21 protein-coding genes are annotated in these 17,661 nt (G+C 68.3%); 8 read left to right on the forward strand and 13 right to left on the reverse strand.

Annotated features, from left to right (window positions below; translation table 11 throughout):
* The first annotated feature begins 9 nt into the window (after window positions 1-9).
* The 3 genes from FB475_RS19510 to FB475_RS19520 all read left to right on the forward strand — a co-directional run bounded on the left by FB475_RS19510 (window position 10) and on the right by FB475_RS19520 (window position 2,072).
* Entirely contained in the window at window positions 10-837 is an 828-nt protein-coding gene (locus FB475_RS19510) for a hypothetical protein (RefSeq protein ID WP_141857650.1), read from the forward strand.
* A 63-nt stretch (window positions 838-900) separates the two neighbouring features.
* Entirely contained in the window at window positions 901-1,410 is a 510-nt protein-coding gene (locus FB475_RS19515) for a sigma-70 family RNA polymerase sigma factor (RefSeq protein ID WP_141857651.1), read from the forward strand.
* A complete protein-coding gene (locus tag FB475_RS19520) occupies window positions 1,407-2,072 on the forward strand; it encodes an anti-sigma factor family protein (RefSeq protein WP_141857652.1) in 666 nt (221 codons plus the stop codon). Before FB475_RS19515 ends, FB475_RS19520 begins: the two co-directional genes overlap by 4 nt.
* Before the next feature lie 333 nt (window positions 2,073-2,405).
* On the opposite strand, the gene FB475_RS19525 is transcribed toward FB475_RS19520, so the two are convergent.
* Together FB475_RS19525 and FB475_RS19530 are read right to left on the reverse strand one after the other, a co-directional pair.
* The gene (locus FB475_RS19525) at window positions 2,406-2,645 is read right to left on the reverse strand and encodes a hypothetical protein (RefSeq protein WP_141857653.1); all 240 of its coding nucleotides are present in this window, start codon (window positions 2,643-2,645) and stop codon (window positions 2,406-2,408) included.
* Between the two features lie 63 nt (window positions 2,646-2,708).
* Window positions 2,709-3,386: an ArsR/SmtB family transcription factor gene (locus FB475_RS19530; RefSeq protein WP_141857654.1), complete on the reverse strand. Its 678-nt coding sequence runs from the start codon at window positions 3,384-3,386 to the stop codon at window positions 2,709-2,711.
* A 67-nt stretch (window positions 3,387-3,453) separates the two neighbouring features.
* On the opposite strand from FB475_RS19530, the gene FB475_RS19535 reads away from it, so the two are divergent.
* Window positions 3,454-4,068 carry a flavin reductase family protein gene (locus FB475_RS19535; protein WP_141857655.1) on the forward strand — a complete coding sequence of 205 codons (615 nt, stop codon included), beginning with the start codon at window positions 3,454-3,456 and terminating at the stop codon, window positions 4,066-4,068.
* A gap of 357 nt (window positions 4,069-4,425) precedes the next feature.
* On the opposite strand, the gene FB475_RS19540 is transcribed toward FB475_RS19535, so the two are convergent.
* Genes FB475_RS19540 through FB475_RS19550 form a run of 3 tightly spaced genes read right to left on the reverse strand, consistent with a single transcriptional unit; the run spans window position 4,426 to window position 5,929 of the window.
* Complete coding sequence (locus FB475_RS19540) at window positions 4,426-4,839, reverse strand: arsenate reductase ArsC (RefSeq protein WP_420359217.1); 414 nt, start codon at window positions 4,837-4,839, stop codon at window positions 4,426-4,428.
* Entirely contained in the window at window positions 4,836-5,609 is a 774-nt protein-coding gene (locus FB475_RS19545; RefSeq protein WP_141857657.1) for an aquaporin, read from the reverse strand. Before FB475_RS19545 ends, FB475_RS19540 begins: the two co-directional genes overlap by 4 nt.
* Window positions 5,567-5,929 (reverse strand): ArsR/SmtB family transcription factor, encoded by a 363-nt coding sequence (locus FB475_RS19550; protein WP_141857658.1) that lies wholly within the window; start codon window positions 5,927-5,929, stop codon window positions 5,567-5,569. Before FB475_RS19550 ends, FB475_RS19545 begins: the two co-directional genes overlap by 43 nt.
* Before the next feature lie 78 nt (window positions 5,930-6,007).
* Between FB475_RS19550 and FB475_RS19555 the strand changes: the two genes are divergently transcribed.
* The gene (locus tag FB475_RS19555; protein ID WP_141857659.1) at window positions 6,008-7,414 is read left to right on the forward strand and encodes an FAD-dependent oxidoreductase; all 1,407 of its coding nucleotides are present in this window, start codon (window positions 6,008-6,010) and stop codon (window positions 7,412-7,414) included.
* A complete protein-coding gene (locus tag FB475_RS19560) occupies window positions 7,414-8,652 on the forward strand; it encodes an MFS transporter (protein WP_238332233.1) in 1,239 nt (412 codons plus the stop codon). Before FB475_RS19555 ends, FB475_RS19560 begins: the two co-directional genes overlap by 1 nt.
* A gap of 83 nt (window positions 8,653-8,735) precedes the next feature.
* On the opposite strand, the gene FB475_RS19565 is transcribed toward FB475_RS19560, so the two are convergent.
* Genes FB475_RS19565 through FB475_RS19585 form a run of 5 tightly spaced genes read right to left on the reverse strand, consistent with a single transcriptional unit; the run spans window position 8,736 to window position 12,083 of the window.
* Window positions 8,736-9,521 (reverse strand): arylamine N-acetyltransferase family protein, encoded by a 786-nt coding sequence (locus FB475_RS19565; protein ID WP_141857660.1) that lies wholly within the window; start codon window positions 9,519-9,521, stop codon window positions 8,736-8,738.
* Between the two features lie 24 nt (window positions 9,522-9,545).
* A complete protein-coding gene (locus FB475_RS19570) occupies window positions 9,546-9,941 on the reverse strand; it encodes a VOC family protein (RefSeq protein ID WP_141857661.1) in 396 nt (131 codons plus the stop codon).
* Window positions 9,942-9,952: 11 nt separating this feature from the next.
* On the reverse strand, window positions 9,953-10,291 hold the full coding sequence (locus tag FB475_RS19575) for a nuclear transport factor 2 family protein (RefSeq protein WP_141857662.1): 339 nt from the start codon (window positions 10,289-10,291) through the stop codon (window positions 9,953-9,955).
* On the reverse strand, window positions 10,288-11,382 hold the full coding sequence (locus tag FB475_RS19580; RefSeq protein ID WP_141857663.1) for a YbfB/YjiJ family MFS transporter: 1,095 nt from the start codon (window positions 11,380-11,382) through the stop codon (window positions 10,288-10,290). The genes FB475_RS19575 and FB475_RS19580 overlap by 4 nt, the downstream gene beginning before the upstream one ends.
* A gap of 2 nt (window positions 11,383-11,384) precedes the next feature.
* On the reverse strand, window positions 11,385-12,083 hold the full coding sequence (locus tag FB475_RS19585) for an SDR family NAD(P)-dependent oxidoreductase (RefSeq protein WP_141857664.1): 699 nt from the start codon (window positions 12,081-12,083) through the stop codon (window positions 11,385-11,387).
* Window positions 12,084-12,193: 110 nt separating this feature from the next.
* On the opposite strand from FB475_RS19585, the gene FB475_RS38145 reads away from it, so the two are divergent.
* A complete protein-coding gene (locus tag FB475_RS38145) occupies window positions 12,194-13,114 on the forward strand; it encodes a LysR family transcriptional regulator (protein WP_141857665.1) in 921 nt (306 codons plus the stop codon).
* Here FB475_RS38145 and FB475_RS19595 read toward each other — a convergent pair.
* Window positions 13,098-13,871: a GntR family transcriptional regulator gene (locus tag FB475_RS19595; protein WP_238332234.1), complete on the reverse strand. Its 774-nt coding sequence runs from the start codon at window positions 13,869-13,871 to the stop codon at window positions 13,098-13,100. The genes FB475_RS38145 and FB475_RS19595 overlap by 17 nt on opposite strands.
* An 83-nt stretch (window positions 13,872-13,954) precedes the next feature.
* Here FB475_RS19595 and FB475_RS19600 point away from each other — a divergent pair, with 83 nt between their 5' ends.
* The gene (locus FB475_RS19600; protein WP_238332235.1) at window positions 13,955-15,064 is read left to right on the forward strand and encodes a YeiH family protein; all 1,110 of its coding nucleotides are present in this window, start codon (window positions 13,955-13,957) and stop codon (window positions 15,062-15,064) included.
* Here FB475_RS19600 and FB475_RS19605 read toward each other — a convergent pair.
* Both FB475_RS19605 and FB475_RS19610 read right to left on the reverse strand, forming a co-directional pair.
* On the reverse strand, window positions 15,049-16,857 hold the full coding sequence (locus tag FB475_RS19605; protein WP_141857667.1) for a glycoside hydrolase family 2 protein: 1,809 nt from the start codon (window positions 16,855-16,857) through the stop codon (window positions 15,049-15,051). The genes FB475_RS19600 and FB475_RS19605 overlap by 16 nt on opposite strands.
* A gap of 87 nt (window positions 16,858-16,944) precedes the next feature.
* Window positions 16,945-17,658 carry a class I SAM-dependent methyltransferase gene (locus tag FB475_RS19610; RefSeq protein WP_141857668.1) on the reverse strand — a complete coding sequence of 238 codons (714 nt, stop codon included), beginning with the start codon at window positions 17,656-17,658 and terminating at the stop codon, window positions 16,945-16,947.
* Window positions 17,659-17,661: the final 3 nt, after the last annotated feature.

Raw genomic sequence — 17,661 nt, forward strand, 5'->3', positions numbered from 1 at the left:
ACTGGCTGGATGAGGCGAGCGGTGGTGCTGTGGGCAACTATGTACGGCGGTCTGCGGATCTGGTACGCGACCGGGCACCAGCCGTCGTGGAAGCTGCCCGGCAACGACCTGCTGATCCCTTTGCGGGTATCGGTGGCCGCGTGCGTCGTCACCGCGCTCGCCGTCATCCGGATCCGGCCGCGCCTTCTCTGGGTGCTCGCCGCCGGCTGGCTGGCCGCGGCCGGGTTCATCCTGCTCGACGTGGTGGCCGGCGTCCTCCCGGGTCTCGGCATTCCGTTCGATCTGCTCGGCATGCTCAGCCGCCTCGGCGCGATCGCCGGCGCCGTACTGCTCGGGCTGCTTGCTCGTCAGCATCAGCCGACCGCGACTCCGTGGCCGTCCTGGATCTCGACCGTTGGCGCGTGTCTCGCCGCCGTCGGGTGCCTCACCAGGCTCGGTGCACAGGCGGTCGTCGGCTTCGGCAAGACTCCGTACGCCGGAAACTGGTCTTTCCTGGTTTTCGAAAGCGGATTCCTCCTCGCGGGCACGTTGCTGCCGTTCCTGCTCGTGCATCGGATCGGGCGGGCGTTCCCGCGCTGGCTCCTGCTCCTGCCCGGGTACGCCATCGGCGTCGGCATCACGGCGTACTTCGGGGTCGGGCTGATCCAGATGGTCGTTGCCGCGCTTCAAGGGCAGCCGGTGTACGGCGACGTCGGGCTGCCGGACAGCTTCTTCTGGGTCGCGGTACCGGCGTACGTCGTCTGGGGCGCGGGCCTGACAGTGGCCGCCCGCGGTTACCAATTCGCGACGCGAAGGGCAACCGATTCGGTGTGTGATCTTCAAAGCACACACGGTTGAACCATGTAGAGCGTTCAATCGTTCAAACCATGCACAGGCATGGTCGACAGGGCAGGAGCGCCGATGGCGGACGATCGGGCGACGCTGCTGCGCGAGCTGCACGACGTGCACGCGCCCGCGCTGTGGCGGTTCGTCGTCCGACTCACCGGCGACGACCGGCTGGCCGAGGACGTGGTTCAGGAGACCCTGCTGCGCGCTTGGCGGCGGCCGAACATCCTCACCGAGGACGAGCCGGGCGCCCGGGCCTGGCTGTACACCGTCGCCCGCAACCTGGTCATCGACGACCGGCGCAGCGCCCGGGTCAGCCGGGAGGTCGCCAGCGACGACCTCCCGGAGAACCCGAGCGCCGACCACGCGAACGCGGTACTGGATGCCTGGCTGGTGGCCGAGTCGCTGGCGCAGTTGTCGGAGGAACACCGGCAGGTGATCGTTCGTGCGTACTACGGCCGCCGTACCGTCACCGACATCGCCGCGGAGCTGGACATCCCGCCGGGCACCGTGAAATCGCGGCTGCACTACGGGCTGCGGGCCCTGAAGCTCGCACTGCAGGAGAAGGGGGTCACGAGCCAATGAGCGACCCGTACCGGGAGTGGGACGCGGCCTATCTGCTCGGCGCGCTGTCGGCGAAGGATCGTCGCGCGTACGAGGAGCACCTGCACACGTGTGCGGAGTGTTCCGCCGCGGTCGCGTCGTTGGCCGGCGTACCCGGGATGCTGGCTGCGCTGCCGGCCGACCGGGCGCAGGCCACCGTCACCACCGAGCCGCCGAACCTGCTCGCCGGTCTGGCACGGAGAGTCCAGCGCGACCGGCGGCGGCGACGGATCCGGTTCGGTGCATTCGCGTCCGCCGGCGCCGTGGCGGCCGCGGTCGTCGGCGCGCTCGTGATTGTCCCGCTGACGCGCGACGACGACTCCAAGGGCGACTACGTCGTCCTCTCCCAGACTGTGTCGAGCAAGCTGTCCGCCGACGCCCGGCTGGTGCCCGAGCCCTGGGGTACGACGATCGAGATCAGCTGCAAGTACGACGAACTCGCGACGCCGAGCGAACGCTCCCGCGGGTACGAGCTGTACGTCACAGATAAGACCGGCAAGGTCCAGCTGATCGCGAGCTGGACCTCCGCGCCCGGGACCACCGTGAAACCGGCTGCCACCACCAAGCTCAAGCGCGACGAGATCCGGGCACTGGACATCCGCAGTTCGGAAACCGGCAGGGTGTTGCTCGCCGTTCGTTTCTGAACATGAATGCACACGGCGCGTTGGGGCACCTGAAGGGTCAAGAACGGTGATCGCTCGAGAGGTGACCGCTCGAGACCCCGGTGTTCAGGGACGTGCACCGGGGTCGCCGTACGTCGTGACGGTGCCGCAAGAAAATTCCGGGGAAGCTGTAACACTCGGCTCGTCACCAGCGATACACCGTGTGTAACGCCACTTGAGGATCCCGTCCCAGGTCGTCCGCCCGAAGGGCCTGGGCCGGGATTCTCGACTGCTTCTGAGGCGCCGGCAGCGTTACGTGCAAAGGCCCCCCGGTGATGCCCACCCGGGGGGCCTTCGCAACTGCGATCCCTCTCCCTAGGATGCTTGCTCGGTCGGGCCTTCCGACGGCGGCAGGGCGATCCGGTCCGCCGGCAGGCGTTCCGTCCGCTCGGAGCCGTCGTCGCCCTCGTACTGCACCAGAGCGGTCCATCCCGATTCCTCGTGGTCGCGGCCGATCAGCCAGCCGCGATGCCACGTACCGTCCACACGGACGACGACGTGGCTGGGCAGAGGGAGTCGGGACACCAGATCGGTGCCGGGCTCGAACTCGGTCATGGCCGAAGGTTAGGTGCAATCCGCTCGCGGCGCCTCTTGAAAGCGTGTTCCGTCCAACTCTTCTCAGAGTCCGGACTCGAGTCCAAACGCTTGTACGGCGGCGTTCACCTTCAGCGCACGGCCGCCGGGTATCCGCGTGACCCACCCGTTGTCGAGCGCGTGTGCGCACAGCGCGGCGCCGACCGCGCCGGCCAGATGCGGGCGGCGCTCGGTCACGTCGAGACAGGAGCGGACCGGCGCGCGACCACGCCGTACGTCGAGCTCGATGCCGAGATCTTTCAACCAGGCTTGACCTTCCGGGGTCAATGCGATCCCCTCGGACCAGTCGATCAGGCCGCGCTCGGTCATCGCGTCGGCAAGCGCCACACCGAGTTTTCCGGCGAGGTGGTCGTAGCAGGTCCGGGCTCGTGCGAACGCGTCCCGTTTGCTGACCGCGGACAGGCTGTTCACGACTTCGGTACGTTGTGGCGTGAGCGCGGCCAGGCCTTCGAGCAACTCGGCCGTCTCCGGGCCGGCGAGTTTCACGTACCGGTGTCTGCCCTGACGGACCTCGCTCAACAGGCCGCCCGCGACGAGCAGGTTGAGGTGCTCGCTGATCGTCGGCCGTGAGACCTTCGCCACCTTCGCCAGTTCGGACGCGGTCCAGGCGCGGCCGTCCAGCAACGCGAGGCAGACGGTCGCCCGGGTCCCGTCCGCGAGCATCCGGGCCCAGCCGGCCAGCTCCTCACCTTCGGCAGTCATAGCGTCCATGATGCCGGGTGGACAGTTAGGCGTCCGCCGAACGGTTCCGTGCATAGCGTCGATTCGTATGACGCACCTGACGATCGAACCCTCCATCCTGTACGTCGGAACGCCAGTCGCCCTGCTGACGACGCTGAACGAGGACGGCACCGTCAACCTGGCGCCGATGTCGTCCGCGTGGGCGCTCGGCTCCGTGGTGGTACTGGGTGTCGGCGTCGGTGGCCAGACCGCGGAGAATCTGCTGACCCGGCCCGAGGTGGTCATCAACTACCCGAGCCCCGAGCTGTGGCAGGCGGTCGAACGCCTGGCTCCGCTCACGGCGGCTGACCCGGTGCCGCCGCACAAGCAGGCCCGCTTCCACCACGATCGCGCGAAGTTCGAGGCCGCCGGGCTGACCCCGACGCCGTCCGAGCTGGTCACCCCGCCCCGCGTCGCCGAATGCCCTCTCCAGTTCGAGGCGTCCGTCACCCAGGCCGACCTAGATGCCAAAGGCAACTTCGTCCTGGCCCAGGCCGAGGTCCTTCGAGTCCACGCGGCACCGCACGTGGTAGTCCCCGGCACATCCCACGTCGACCCTGCCGCCTGGTCCCCACTCATCTACAACTTCCGTCACTACTACGGGCTGGGCGCTGAACTCGGCGAATCCTTCCGCACCGAAACCCCAAGAAACAAAGGCGTGTAGACCCCCGGCGTGCTGCGCAGGTGCTCCGGTCGCTGCGCTCCCTCCCGCACCCGCTCCGCGCGCTCTCACCCACCCTCCGACTGGCGCCGGCATTTCCCGGCTGCCGCGGGGTTATTGCGAGCTGCCGCTCGCGGGCGACTACATCAGCGGGGGTGGTGAGTGAAGCCGCAGGTGGTGAGTGGCGTGGGTTGCAGGTTGGGGAAGGTCGAAGTCGCGAGGGGTGGATGTGGCTCGACCCTTGCGTGCTGCGCAGGATTCCGGTTGCTGCGATCCCTCCGACACCTGCTCCGCGCGATGCTGTCTACTGACTCGGGGCTTCGGGTGGAGCTGCCTGACGGACTTGGGCCGGCGAGATCCTCAGCGCGAGGAGGAGTTCTCCGTGAGATCGGCGACGAGTTGCTCTACTCGGGTCCGGATCTCGTCGCGGACCTTGCGGACGACTTCGATGGGCTGGCCTGCGGGGTCGGTGAGTTTCCAGTCTTCGTAGCGTTTGCCGGGGTAGAACGGGCAGGCGTCGCCGCAACCCATCGTGATGACGACGTCGCTGGCCTGTACATCGTCGGTCGACAGCAGGTGCGGCGTCGTACCGGTGATGTCGATGCCGACCTCGCGCATCGCTTCGACGGCGATCGGGTTGACCTGGTCGGCGGGTTCGGAGCCTGCGGAGCGTACGTCGATCTTGTCACCGGCCAGGTGGCGCAGCCAGCCCGCCGCCATCTGGGACCGGCCGGCGTTGTGGATGCAGACGAACAGGACACTCGGCTTGCTCACGACGATGCTCCCGCGGTGGTTTCGATGTGGGGGGTGACGACTTCATCGGCGGCTTTGCCCGCGCCGGGATAGAGGACCGCGACCAGGGCGGCACCGATGATCGCGCCGAGGATCTGGAAGGTGATGAATCCGGGAACAGAGCTGGGCGAGATCCCGGCGAAGGTGTCGCTGAATGCCCGGCCGATGGTGACGGCCGGGTTCGCGAACGAGGTCGAGGACGTGAACCAGTACGCCGCGCCGATGTAGGCACCGACCGCGAGCGGTGCGATTGCGGCTCGACCGGTCGCGGCGAGTGTGAAGATCAGCAGGATCAGACCGGCGGTCGCGACGGTCTCGCCGATGTAGAGGTGTCCGGCGGATCGGTGGGTGGTCGACCAGGACACGGCGGGTTCGCCGTACATGAGGTTCGCCAGGATCGCCCCGGCGATGCCGCCGCCGACCTGGGCCGGGAGATAGGCGGCGAGGTCTCGCGAGGTCAGGCCCGTGCCGCTGCGTTGACCGAGCCACCAGTCGACCGCGGACACGACGGGGTTGAAGTGCGCGCCGGAGATCGGGCCGAGCATCAGGATCAGCACAGCTAGCCCGAGCGCGGTCGCGAACGAGTTCTCGAGCAGTTGCAGCCCGGTGTCATGTGGTGACAGCGACGCTGCGGCGATTCCTGAGCCGACCACGACCGTCACGAGCAGACCGGTACCGAGTCCTTCGGCCAATGCTCTGCGCCACAGGCTCATGCCCTGATGGCCGGCGCGGCGAGCAGGCTGGAGATCCATTGCAGCTTCTCGGGGACCGGCCAGTAGTAGACCCAGGTGCCGCGGCGCTCGCAGTCGACCAGGCCTGCCTCGCGCAGCACCTTCAGGTGGTGGGAGATCGTCGGGCCGCTCACGTCGAACTGTGGCGTCAGGTCGCAGACGCAGATCTCGTCGCCGGCCGACGTGATCATCGAGAACAGCCGGAGCCGGATCGGATCGGCGAGCGCCTTGAACACCGTCGCACCCTCGGCAGCTCCATCCGGATCGAGCGCGGCGGTCGAGATCGGCGCGCAGCAACCGTCGGTGGCGCGCGGGGTCAGCACGATCTCTTGTTTCGACATGGATCTATCTTGACTCTTGTCTAATCAAGAGGCAAGCTGAGTGCTGTTTCGATGATCTTCTAGACAGGGAGTTGGATCGTGGGCGAGCAGACAGCACCGTCAGGGGCGCCGATCGTCGTCATCGGTGCGGGCCCGATCGGCCTGGCGGCAGCCGCGCATCTCGCAGAACGTGGGCTGGACTTCGTCGTACTGGAATCCGGGCCGAGCGTCGCGGCGGCGATCGAGGAATGGCGGCACGTGAAGCTGTTCAGCCCGTGGCGCTACGACATAGACAGCGCGGCCCGCCGGTTGCTCGAAGGCATCGAGTGGACCGAACCGGACCTCGGCACGCTGCCCACTGGCGGCGACCTCATCGACGCATACCTGGAGCCGCTGACCAAGACCCCGCAGTTGAACGACCGCATCCGGTACGACGCTCAGGTCGTCGCGGTGACGCGGGTCGGGTTCGATCGCATCCGCACCGCCGGTCGCGAGGCTGCGCCGTTCCTGATCCGGCTCGCGGACGGTACCGAACTGTTGGCGTCAGCCGTGATCGACGCGGCCGGTACCTGGCGCAAGCCGAACGTCCTCGGTGGTTCCGGCATCCCGGCCCGCGGTGAGATCGACAGCGCCGAAGGTGTCGCGCGGGCCTTGCCCGACGTGCTCGGAGCGGACCGGGAGCGCTACGCGGGTCGTCGTACTGCTGTCGTCGGCGCCGGCCACTCCGCCGCGACAACGCTGCTCGACCTCGGCCGGCTCGCCGAGGAGGAACCCGGTACCGAGATCGTGTGGGTGGTCCGCGGTACCGACCAGGCCCGCACCTATGGCGGCGGCGACGCCGACGAACTGCCGGCCCGTGGCGCGCTCGGCTCACGGCTGAAGGATCTCGTGCAGTCGGGGCGCGTCGAACTGATCAGCTCCTTCCGGATCGAATCCATTGGCATGACCAACGGCCGCGTCGTACTCACGTCCGGCGAACGAACCGTGATCGCCGACACCGTGGTCAACTCCACCGGCTTCCGGCCCGACCATGACATGGTCTCCGAACTGCGCCTGGACCTGGACCCGATCCTGGGATCCACGCGCGCCCTCGCGCCGCTGATCGACCCGAACCAGCATTCCTGCGGCACCGTCCCACCGCACGGCGTCGACGAGCTCGCGCATCCCGAACCCGGCTACTACGCCGTGGGCGCGAAGTCGTACGGCCGGGCGCCGACGTTCCTGCTCGCCACCGGCTACGAGCAGGCCCGCTCGGTCGTCGCGGCCCTGGCCGGTGACTGGGAGGCCGCCCGTGATGTGCAGCTCGACCTTCCCGAGACCGGTGTCTGTTCGTCCAACCTCGTCTACGGCGGATCGGCCGAGGAGACCGGCGGTTGCTGCGGTCCGGCACCGCAGGCCGTCGAGATCTCCGCGCCGGCCGGTCGTGGACTGGCCACCGGGATCAGTGGCGGTCTCCTGGCCGTGATCGACGACAAGCCGGCCACCCAGTCGGGCTGCTGCAACTGATGACATCCACCACGACCGGTGCCGCGACTGACGCGTCCGGTCGCGGTGGCATGCGCCGTGAGGTGGTCGCGGCGTTGGCGGTGACCACGACCGTCAGCTACGGCGTCTTGTACTACGCGTTCAGCGCGCTGCTGGAGCCGATGCGCCTCGAGTTGCGGATCTCAGCGACGGCCGCCACGGGTGCGCTGACACTGGCCTCGCTGGTGAGCGCGGTCCTGGCGATCCCGGTCGGGCGCCGGCTTGATGCGCGCGGCGGTCACGGGGTCATGAGCTTCGGTTCGATCGTCGCCGCAGGCTCGGTGCTCGCGTGGTCCCACGTTCAAAGTCTTGCCCAGCTGTACGCAGTATTCGTTGCCATCGGCATTGCGTCGGCGATGGTGCTCTATCCGCCGGCGTTCGCGGTGGTCGTCGCAGTCACGGCCCCCGAGTGCCGGACAACCGCACTCCTGGGCATCACCCTGGTGGCGGGGTTCGCCAGCTCGATCTTCATCCCGCTCAGCGGCCAGCTCATCCACGCCTACGGGTGGCGCCAGACACTCGCCATCCTGGCCGCGACCATCGCCATCATCACCGTGCCGCTCCATGTCATCGCGCTGCGCCATACGCGCCCACCCGCACCCAGGACGCGGCACCCCGCAGCGGAAGGTGCCCCGTCACGGGTGCTGCATGACGCCGGATTCTGGCTGGTCGCCGCCGCGTTCGTTCTGCACAGCGCCGCGCTCGCGGTCATCGGCGTCCACCTGGTCACCTACCTCACCAAGCTCGGGCATCCGCCCACGACCGCCGCAACACTGGCCGGACTGCTCGGCCTGCTGTCGGTCACGGGTCGCGTGCTGGTGACGGTGCTGCGCCGGTGGTTGCCGATCACATCGGTCACCGCTGTGATCGTCACCGCACAAGGCGCGGCGCTCGGTCTGCTGCCTCTCGCCGGGCGTTCGACCAGCGGAGCAGTGATGTGTCTGGTCGCGTTCGGCCTGGGTTTCGGGGTCGCTTCGCTGGCGAAACCTGCCATCCTGCTCGACCGCTACGGCGACCACGGCTATGCCACCATCGCCGGCATTCTCAGTACGCCGACCACGGTCGCGGCCGCGTTCGCACCGCTGGTCGCTGCCGCACTGGCCACCGCGATCGGCTACACGACGCTCATCCTCACCGCCGCGGCAGCCTGCGTGCTCGCCGGTCTCAGCCTCGCAACTTCCAGCCGCATCCCACAACCTGAGTCGACTGTCGGCAGGTGATAGCCGGAGGGTGGGTGGGAGCGTGTGGAGCGGGTGCGGGAGGGAGCGGAGCGACCGGAGCACCTGCGCAGCACGCGGGGGGACTACACCAGGCGGAGGCGGTCTATTTCTTCGTCGCTTAGTACTACGTCCAAGGAGGCCAGGACTTCGGGGAGGTCTGCCGGCGGGACCGACCGCTCGGTGGGGGGAGTGTTGGGGTGTTCGGTGGTGAGGGTGTTGCCTACTAGGCGGCGGACTTCGCCTTCGGCTACTCGCATGACGACCGGGCGGCCGGTGAAGGGGGAGTGGGGGTGGGTGGAGACGTAGTGGTGGTAGACCTCGTAGTCGATGGGGCGGACCGGTTCGTCGTTCGAGGCGTGTTGGGGGATCCAGCCTTCGGGGGTCTGTTTCGAGAGGGTCCAGACGTCGCCGTCCTGGGTGAGGCGGTGGTCCCAGCCGGCCTGGTCGACCACCACACCGTCCTTCAGCGGCGTCGGGTACAGCTGGCCGGCGCCGAACCCTACGTCGGCCAGGAACTCCTCGCCCGCCACCCCCACCTTCAGCAGTGCGTGTGTACGCGGTCCGGCTTTGTGCGGTTGCACCCGCGCCACCCGCCGTACGACGTCGAATCCGAGCTGTTCCAGTGCCGCTCCGAACAACAGCGCGTGCTCGTAGCAGTACCCGCCGCGCTGCCGGCCGACCAGTTTCGCCTGGATCGCTTCGAGCGAGATCCCGGGATGCGTGCCGAGGATCACGTCGATGTTCTCGAAGGGGATTGCCAGGACGTGCGCGCGGTGCAGGCTGCGTAACGCCTCCGGGGAGGGCGCGACCCGGTCGTGGCCGATCCGTGCCAGGTAGGCGTCCAGGTCGAGGCTCTCGATGTTCCACATACCCACCACCTCAACAGTTCCAGTTCACTTGAGGTCAAGTTCGGTGAACAACGTGAGCTGTATCCCGCCCGGTGTCTCCAGCCGCGCGTTCAGCGAGTTCCACGGCGTGCGCGTCGGCTCGGCGAGCACCGTCGCGCCGGCGTCGGCCAGTTGCCGCGTGGTCGCCGCCGAGTCCTCGACCTCGAACGCGACCCGGTACTTCCCGGCCACCCGCCGCCCGACCTCGACCGCGTCGATGAAGTCGGCCTGCCCGGGATCGGCGATCTCCAGGGTCGCGCGTTCCACCTCGAGGATCGTCACGCGCCCGTCCGGCGACGAGTACGACGCCCGCTCGGGCAGCCCGAGTACGTCGCGGTAGAACGCGACCGCCTCCTCGTAGTCGTCCGCCGTGACCACCAACCGCAGCTCTTTGACACTCATGCAGTCAGTATCTACAACCGCGACACCTGATAGTGCGCGATCAGCCCGTCGGCGATCAGCACGCTGAGATTGACGGTGATCGTCGGCCGGTCGGTGAAGGTGAAATCGACGGTCAGGTACGCGAGCAGCAGGTTCTCTGCGAGCTCTCGAGTCTCCAATACCTTGTACTGCGGTGACATCCCGATCGGCTGCGCGTCGTAGTACTCGTAGACCGCGTCGCGGCCAACACCGTACGGATGCAGGCCCTGGAAGATCGCGTCCTTGGTGAAGAGCGCGGCGACCCGCGCAGGGTCGTGGTCGTCGATGGCCGACTTCCATTGGTCGAGAATGTTTGTGAGTGCGGTGTTCATGCGAATCTCCTCGTGGGGTGGCGGACCGGCAGCGCGGCGGTCGCTGCGAGCGCGACGACAGCGGCGCTGACCAGGAGCGCTTCGTGGTATCCGTTGTGCAGTAGGGGGCCGACGGCGAGTGGTCCGATGATCTGGCCGAGGCTGTAGCCGACTGTGAGTACGGCGACCGCATGCGGGACCTGCAGTTGGGTGCCGAGTGCGATCGCGAGGTTGGCGACGCCGAGGAACGTGGCGCCGAAGAGCGCTGCCGAGATGAGTGCGGCGGCGACTCCGTGGACGATCGTGGGTAGCGCGATGCCGATCGCCTGCAGGATGAGGGCGCTGAGCAACAGCGTGGGGCGGGACCAGCGGCGGCTCAGGGCGGCCCACACAACGGTTGACGGAACGGCGGCCAGGCCGACCACGATCCACGCGCTGTTCCCGACCGGTCCGGAGGCCGTTTCGTTGATCGCGGCAACCAGGAAGGTGCCGGCGATGATGTAGCCGATTCCTTCCAAGGTGTAGCTGGTCAGCAGCGCGTTGAAGTGCCAGGATCTGCGATGCGCGGTGCTGACGGAAAGCGTTGACGTTGCGGCGGTCAGGTGCCAGGCCGGAATGGTGCAGGCGAGAGTGAGTACGGCACTGATCCACCAGGCGGTACGCCAGTTGCCGCCGGCAAGTACTGCGCCGGAGAGCGCGATGCCGGCGCCGACTCCTCCCCCGAACGTCCAGCCGACGTGGTGGCTGGGGAGGCGGTGCAGTACGGCGTTGACCGCGATCACGAAAACGAGTGCGCTCGCGATGCCGGCGATCAGTCGGAGGACCAACCACAGCGAGTGATCCACGGGCATCAGCGCGAGGGTCACGGCGAGGACGATGAGCGACAGGCGGAGCGTCCAGCGCGAGTGGACCAGCCGCGGCACCACGACCGCCGCCACTGCACCGGCGAGGTAGCCGGTGTAGTTGGCGGTCGCCAGTGCCGCGCCCAGCCGAGGGGTCAGGCCGGCCTGTGCGTGCATCATCGGCAGGATGGGCGTGTAGGCGAACCGCCCGATTCCCATCCCACCGGCCAACGCCGCCGCCCCACGCCCGGCCAAACCCCATGCCCTCATTGTCAGTGGCCTGCCTGCTGGCCGCCGTCGACGTGCAGTACTTCGCCGGTGACGAACTTGGCGGTCTCCAGGTACGTGACCGCGTCGACGATCTCGTCGATTTCGCCGAGTCGGCCGACCGGGTGGAGTGCCGCGAGGAACTCGTGCGTTTCCTCCGGGTGCATCGGCGTACGGATCACGCCAGGAGCAACGGCGTTCACCCGGATCCCGCGGGCGGCGTACTCCGTGGCGAGCGACTTCGTCACCGAGTTCAGGCCGCCCTTGGTGAGTGAGGCCAGCGCCGACGGGACCGAGCTGTACGCGTGTGTCGCGAAGCTCGTGGTGATGTTCACAACGTGTCCGCCGTCGCCGTCGAGCATCGCCGCGATCGCCCGCCGGGTGATGTCGAAGAACCCTCGCAGGTTCACTCCGGTGATCTGCTCGTAGTCCTCGTCGGTGTACTCGGTGAACGGCTTCGCCACGAAGATCCCGGCGTTGTTCACCAACGTGTCGATCCGTCCGAATTCCTCCAGCCCGCGCTCGATCACAGCAGCCCCGACGCCGGGCGTGGCCAGATCGCCGGCCACGGTCAGTACGTCAGGATCGCCCGAGGCCGGGATCGTCCGCGAGTTCGCCACCACGGCGTACCCGAGCTTCCGATAGGCCGTCACCAGTCCTGCCCCGATGCCCTGGGACGCTCCGGTGATCACAGCAACCTTCATGTTTCCTCCGTTTCGAAATCCTTTCTTCTTCGATGGTTATCGAACCTCCGGTGCTTTTCCACGACCGGTTACCTCCCAGCTGGGAGGCGCGGCCTACTACGCTGAGCAGCGTGGAGCTGCGGCAGTTGCGGTACTTCGTGGCGGTCGCCGAGGAACTGAACTTCGGGCGGGCCGCGGCCCGGCTGCACATCGCCGGTCCGTCCCTCTCGCAGCAGATCAAGTCGCTCGAGCGCGACCTCGGCGTACTGCTCTTCGAGCGCGACCGCCGCGCCGTCAAGCTCACGTCGTACGGCGAGACGCTGCTGCCGCAGACGCGGGCACTCCTCGAGCAAGCCGACGAGCTGCGCCGCACGGCCAGAGGATTCGCCGCCAGCGAGCCGGTCCGTCTCGGCTACGTCAGCTGGCACCCACCCGATCTGCAAGAACGCGTTTCCGGCGTCGCCCAGCTCCTGGTCGACGCCTGGGTGATGCCGTCGCACACGCAGGCGCGGCGGGTCGCGGACGGCAGTGTCGACCTGGCGATCTGCTGGGTACGAGCAACCGATCTCGCCGAGCAGAACCTTCAGGGCCGCCTCCTCGGCGCGGACCGGTTGTTTGCCGTCGGCCACCAAGACACGCCGGTGGAAGCACGTCGAACCGTTGTCCTGGTCGATGCGGACACCGACGCGTGGGCCTCGTGGAACATCTATGCGATCGAGTTCGCCCGGGCCACGGGTGCGTCGGTCGTGCGCATCGACGACCACGGCATCACCGGTCCCGGCTTCTACGACCACGTACGGCGCCTCGGCCGACCCGTGATCAGCTCACCGAAACGCGACGCGACGCCGCTCCCGCGGGGCCTGACCAGGCGGCCCGTCGTCGACCCGGTCCCGATCTGGACCTGGGCGCTCGTGTCACGTCAGGACGAGACGCGTCCCGCCGTACTCGCAACGATCGATGCGCTGACCGCGGACGTCACCGTCGACTACGACCCCGAGAAGGACTGGCTCCCGTCGGACGATCCGTTCCGGGACGTCACCAGGCCTGGGTGAGCGCGGTGCCACTCGGCGCGAGCCGATACCCGGAATGCGCGGAGAACGATGCGGACAGCGCGAACCTGTCACCGCGGACCAGCGTGTGCCGCCACTCCACCGGCCGGTTCTGCGCGCTGCCCTGGCGGACGATCGAGAACACCGCCGCGTCGTCCGGACAGTGCAGCACCTTGCGCTCGGCCGCGCTCGGGTTGATCGCGCGGATGTCCTCGCTGCCGTGGTCGAGGACGATCCCGGTCCGGTTGGCGAGCTCGTTGTACAGGCTGGTATGCGTGAAGTCCGCGTCCAGCAACGGTTCCGCCAGCGTGGCCGGCAGCCAGACCCGGTCGAGGGCGAGCGGCTCGCCACCGGCGTACCGCAACCGCTCGAGATACAGCAGCGGGATCGACTCCTCGAGTTCGAGCCGGGCCGCGATCACCCCGTCGGCGCGGACGTCGAGTGCCCGGACCACGCTGCGCTGAGGGAGCCCGGCTGCCTCGACCGAGGAGAACAGGCTGTAGAGCGCGCCCATCGGCTGCCGGATCTCCGGCGCGGCCGCGACCCGCGGCTGCCGGCCGCGCTCGGCGACGATCAGCCCGTCGGTGCGCAACTGCCCGAGCGCCTGGCGAACCGTGTGCCGGCTGACCTCGTACTCGTCGACGAGTGCGAGTTCGCCCGGGAAGGCGTTGTCGAACTCTCCGGAGCGCAGTCGCCGGACGAGGTCCGCCTGCAACTGCTTCCAGAGCGGCTCGCCGCCGCCACGCTCGAGTTTCCGCACACGCCGTCCTTCCGGAGTTGCCAAATGTCCGGTCATCTCCTACCTTGAATGTACGTACATTTCTGGCAGAAGGGAACCGGCTGGTGGTGCAGCTCGAGGTTAGGACACCTCACTACCTCACCGCCGCCGCTCCCGTTGTCCGTCGCCTGCGGGCGGCGCTGTCGCACCGCAAGGGCCTGGCGATCGTGGTCGCAGTGACGGCCGTCGCCGTGCCGCTCGGTCGGCTGGTTCCGCTCGTCGGCGGTCCGGTGTTCGGCATCCTGCTCGGCGTGATCGCCGGCAGCGTGATCCCGGTACTCCGCTCCGACGCGTGGCGTCCGGGCTACGACTTCGCCTCGAAAACGCTGCTCCAGCTGTCGATCGTCGTTCTCGGAACCGGCCTGTCCCTGCAGCAGGTCGCGCGGGTGGGCGCCTCGTCGCTGCCCGTCATGCTCGGCACGCTCGCGATCGCGCTCGGCGGCGCGTGGTTGTTCGGTCGCCTGCTCGGCGTCCGCGGTGACACCCAGACCCTGATCGGGGTCGGTACGGCGATCTGCGGCGGTTCCGCGATCGCGGCCGCCACCGCGGCGATCGGCGCCAAGCGGTCCTCGGTCGCCTACGCGCTGGCGACGATCTTCACCTTCAACATCGTCGCTGTGTTGACGTTCCCGCCGATCGGCCATCTGCTCGGGCTGAGCTCGGAGGCGTTCGGCCTCTGGGCCGGTACGGCGGTCAACGACACGTCGTCGGTGGTCGCCGCCGGGTACGCGTACAGCCAGGCCGCCGGCGATCAGGCGATCGTGGTGAAGCTGACCCGCTCGCTGACGCTGATCCCGATCGTGCTGACGCTGGTCGCGCTGAAGATCCGGCGCGAGAACCGCGCCGCCCGCGCGCTCGACGCAGCCTCGACCGGTTCGTACGAAGGCGCCACGGCCTCGATCCGGAAACCGCTGCCGTGGCGCAAGCTCGTACCGCTGTTCCTGATCGGCTTCATCGCCGCCGCGGGCCTCCGCTCCGCGGGCGCCGTACCGACCAGTTGGCTGCCGACCCTGACCGTCATGGGCAGCACCCTGATCACCGCCGCGCTGGCCGCGATCGGCCTGTCGCTACGCCCGCGCGAACTCCGCGACGCAGGACCCAGGCCACTCCTCCTCGGAGCGATCCTCTGGATCCTGGTCGCGACCGGAAGCCTCGTGCTTCAGTCCTTCTCGTAGGCCGCCTGGCGGTCCTGGATTGCCTTGATCCGGGGTACGTCGAGTTTGTTGCTGCGGTCGAAGTTGTAGATGCCGTTCTCTTCCTGGAAGACGTCGGTCAGCTGCGTGTAGCAGTAGCCGAACATCAGCTCGTTGTCGAGCAGTGCGTCGACCAGGCCGGCGAAGCGCGTGTAGAACTCCTCCTCGTCTGCGACCCGCTGGCCGTAGCCCCATGAGTCCGCCGAGTTTCCGCTCTTGCCGGCAGCGGCCTTCTCAGCGTTCCACCAGATGCCGCCGAACTCGCTGCAGAAGTACGGCTGGCCGTCGTACGCCAGCGAGATCGGCTTGCTCTCGGGCCCGCCGGTGTTGCCGTACGGATTGTCGTTCACCAGGTCTGCCATCTGCCGCGCGAACTCGGCCGGGTCCTGCTCGTAGTTGTGCGAGTCCCAGACATCGGTTTCCGGTACGCGGTGGCTGTAGCCGGAGGCGTCCAGAACCGGCCGGCTGGTGTCCGCGGCCTTGGTGGCCAGGAACATCGCGCGGGTGACGTCGTCGAGCTGGGTGATCCGGTCGTGCAGCAGTTGGTGCGTCTCGTTCAGCGGGCACCAGCCGACGATGCTCGGGTGGCTGTAGTCGCGTTCGACCGCCTCGAGCCACTGGCCGACGTACGACGCGGTCGGCTGCTGGTTGTCGGTGTCGGTGTTGCCGACACCCGAGCCCCAGTCGCCGAACTCGCCCCAGACCAGGTATCCGAGCCGGTCCGCGTGGTACAGGAACCGCTCCTCGAACACCTTCTGGTGCAGGCGCGCGCCGTTGAACCCGGCCGCCACGCTGAGCTCGATGTCGCGGACGATCGCCTCCTCGGACGGCGCCGTCATCAGGCTCTCCGGCCAGTACCCCTGGTCCAGTACGAGCCGCTGGAAGACGTGTTTGCCGTTGATCAGGATCGCCTTGCCGTTGATGCTGACCGAACGCAGGCCGGCGTACGAGTCGGCGCCGTCCACGACGTTGCCCTCGGCATCGATCAGCTCGAGACGTACGTCGTACAGGTGCGGGTCGGTGGTGTCCCAGAGCCGGACGCGCTCGGCCGGTACTTGCAGCGTGAGCCGCGGCGCCAGGTCCAGGTCGGCACGGACCTCGGCGGTGGTGATCTCACCGTCGCCGTCCTGCAGGCGGGCGCGCACCTTCCAGCCGGGCTTGTTCGCGGAGACCGGTACTTCGAGGTGGAAGCTGGAGCCGGCGACGTCCGGGGTGATGCGCGGGCGCTTGAGGTGCACGGTCGGTACCGCTTCGAGCCAGACGGTCTGCCAGATGCCGGTGGTGCGGGTGTAAAGGCAGCTGTGGTTCGCGTACAGCTGGCTCTGCTTGCCGCGTGCCTGCGGGCCGCGGTGCGTGTCGCGGGCGCGGACGACGATCGTCACCTGCTCGCCGGGCTTCGCCACGTGGCGCAGGTTCGCGCTGAACGGGGTGAATCCGCCGCGGTGCCGGACGACCTCCTGCCCGTTCACCCAGACGGTCGCGTCGTGGTCGACGGCCTGGAAGTGCAGTACGGCGTCCTTGCCGTCCCACGCCGCCGGGATCGTGACCATGGTGCGGTACCAGACCGCCTCCAGGAAGTCGACGTCCTCGATCCCGGACAACGCGCTCTCCGGCGCGAACGGTACGACGATCCGCTGCGGCAACTCGCGGTCCCGCAGGCCGCGCTCCAGCCCGGAGTCCGACCGGTCGATCTCGAACTGCCACTCGCCGTTCAGGTTCAGCCACTCGGGCCGGACGAACTGCGGACGCGGGTACTCCGCACGAGGCTGCGTCATGAACTCTCCCGTGGTGCTGGTCGATGGCGGGACGAGAGCACTTTACAACGTTGGAATGGGTCGGGCAATGGGCTGCGCTCGACCTGGCTAGCGAGTGAAGAGGGCGGCGTTCAGGAAGTCGGCGGCGAAGGTGCCGGGCCGGTCGTCTCGTACGGCGCGGAGGTCCAGCGGGGTGAGGTCCGTGAAGATCGCGCGGAGGTCGTCGAGCGTGAAGGCCATGCCGCCGTACGTGTCCCCGGTCGCGACGACGTCGAGGTCCGACGGCGCCTCCATCCGCTCGGCCGCGAACGTGACGATGCCGAACCGGCCGCCGGCGCGGACGAGCGGGAGGACCCGCTGCAGGTACGTGATCCGCCGATGCGGGGCGATGTGGTGGAAGCAACCGGAGTCGTACACCACGTCGTACTCACGGTCCGGCAGCGGATCACGCAGTACGTCGGTTGCGGTGAGTGTGACGTTTGTGGGCATCGTCGGCCGGAGTTGGTCGAGGAGGTCCTTCGCGAGGTCGATCCCGTCGACGGTCGCGCCCTGCTCGGCGAACCATCGGGTGTTCCGCCCGGCGCCGCAGCCGACATCGAGAACCCGCGCGCCGTCGAGGCGCCCGAGCAATCCGCGCTCGTGCCAATCCACCAACGGCTCATCGGGCAGTTGCGTTGCGAGCGGGTGTCCCGGAGTCGTCAACAGACCGGTCCAGAAGTCGGCGGCCGACGCGTCCGACCGGTCACCGCGGCCGCTCGCACTCACCACCCGATCCAGCACGTCCAGCAACTGTTCCACGGTATGAATCCGAGCGTCCGTCACTCG

The organism is Kribbella jejuensis, from assembly GCF_006715085.1.
Taxonomy (GTDB): Bacteria; Actinomycetota; Actinomycetes; order Propionibacteriales; family Kribbellaceae; genus Kribbella; species Kribbella jejuensis.

Excerpts from the sequence above, each read along its gene's own strand:
- FB475_RS19510 (WP_141857650.1), top strand. The coding sequence starts at position 10 with ATGAGGCGAGCGGTGGTGCTGTGGGCAACTATGTACGGCGGTCTGCGG.
- FB475_RS19515 (WP_141857651.1), top strand. The coding sequence starts at position 901 with ATGGCGGACGATCGGGCGACGCTGCTGCGCGAGCTGCACGACGTGCAC.
- FB475_RS19520 (WP_141857652.1), top strand. The coding sequence starts at position 1,407 with ATGAGCGACCCGTACCGGGAGTGGGACGCGGCCTATCTGCTCGGCGCG.
- FB475_RS19525 (WP_141857653.1), bottom strand. The coding sequence starts at position 2,645 with ATGACCGAGTTCGAGCCCGGCACCGATCTGGTGTCCCGACTCCCTCTG.
- FB475_RS19530 (WP_141857654.1), bottom strand. The coding sequence starts at position 3,386 with ATGACTGCCGAAGGTGAGGAGCTGGCCGGCTGGGCCCGGATGCTCGCG.
- FB475_RS19535 (WP_141857655.1), top strand. The coding sequence starts at position 3,454 with ATGACGCACCTGACGATCGAACCCTCCATCCTGTACGTCGGAACGCCA.
- FB475_RS19545 (WP_141857657.1), bottom strand. The coding sequence starts at position 5,609 with ATGGATCTCCAGCCTGCTCGCCGCGCCGGCCATCAGGGCATGAGCCTG.
- FB475_RS19550 (WP_141857658.1), bottom strand. The coding sequence starts at position 5,929 with ATGTCGAAACAAGAGATCGTGCTGACCCCGCGCGCCACCGACGGTTGC.
- FB475_RS19560 (WP_238332233.1), top strand. The coding sequence starts at position 7,414 with ATGACATCCACCACGACCGGTGCCGCGACTGACGCGTCCGGTCGCGGT.
- FB475_RS19565 (WP_141857660.1), bottom strand. The coding sequence starts at position 9,521 with ATGTGGAACATCGAGAGCCTCGACCTGGACGCCTACCTGGCACGGATC.
- FB475_RS19570 (WP_141857661.1), bottom strand. The coding sequence starts at position 9,941 with ATGAGTGTCAAAGAGCTGCGGTTGGTGGTCACGGCGGACGACTACGAG.
- FB475_RS19575 (WP_141857662.1), bottom strand. The coding sequence starts at position 10,291 with ATGAACACCGCACTCACAAACATTCTCGACCAATGGAAGTCGGCCATC.
- FB475_RS19580 (WP_141857663.1), bottom strand. The coding sequence starts at position 11,382 with ATGAGGGCATGGGGTTTGGCCGGGCGTGGGGCGGCGGCGTTGGCCGGT.
- FB475_RS19585 (WP_141857664.1), bottom strand. The coding sequence starts at position 12,083 with ATGAAGGTTGCTGTGATCACCGGAGCGTCCCAGGGCATCGGGGCAGGA.
- FB475_RS19605 (WP_141857667.1), bottom strand. The coding sequence starts at position 16,857 with ATGACGCAGCCTCGTGCGGAGTACCCGCGTCCGCAGTTCGTCCGGCCC.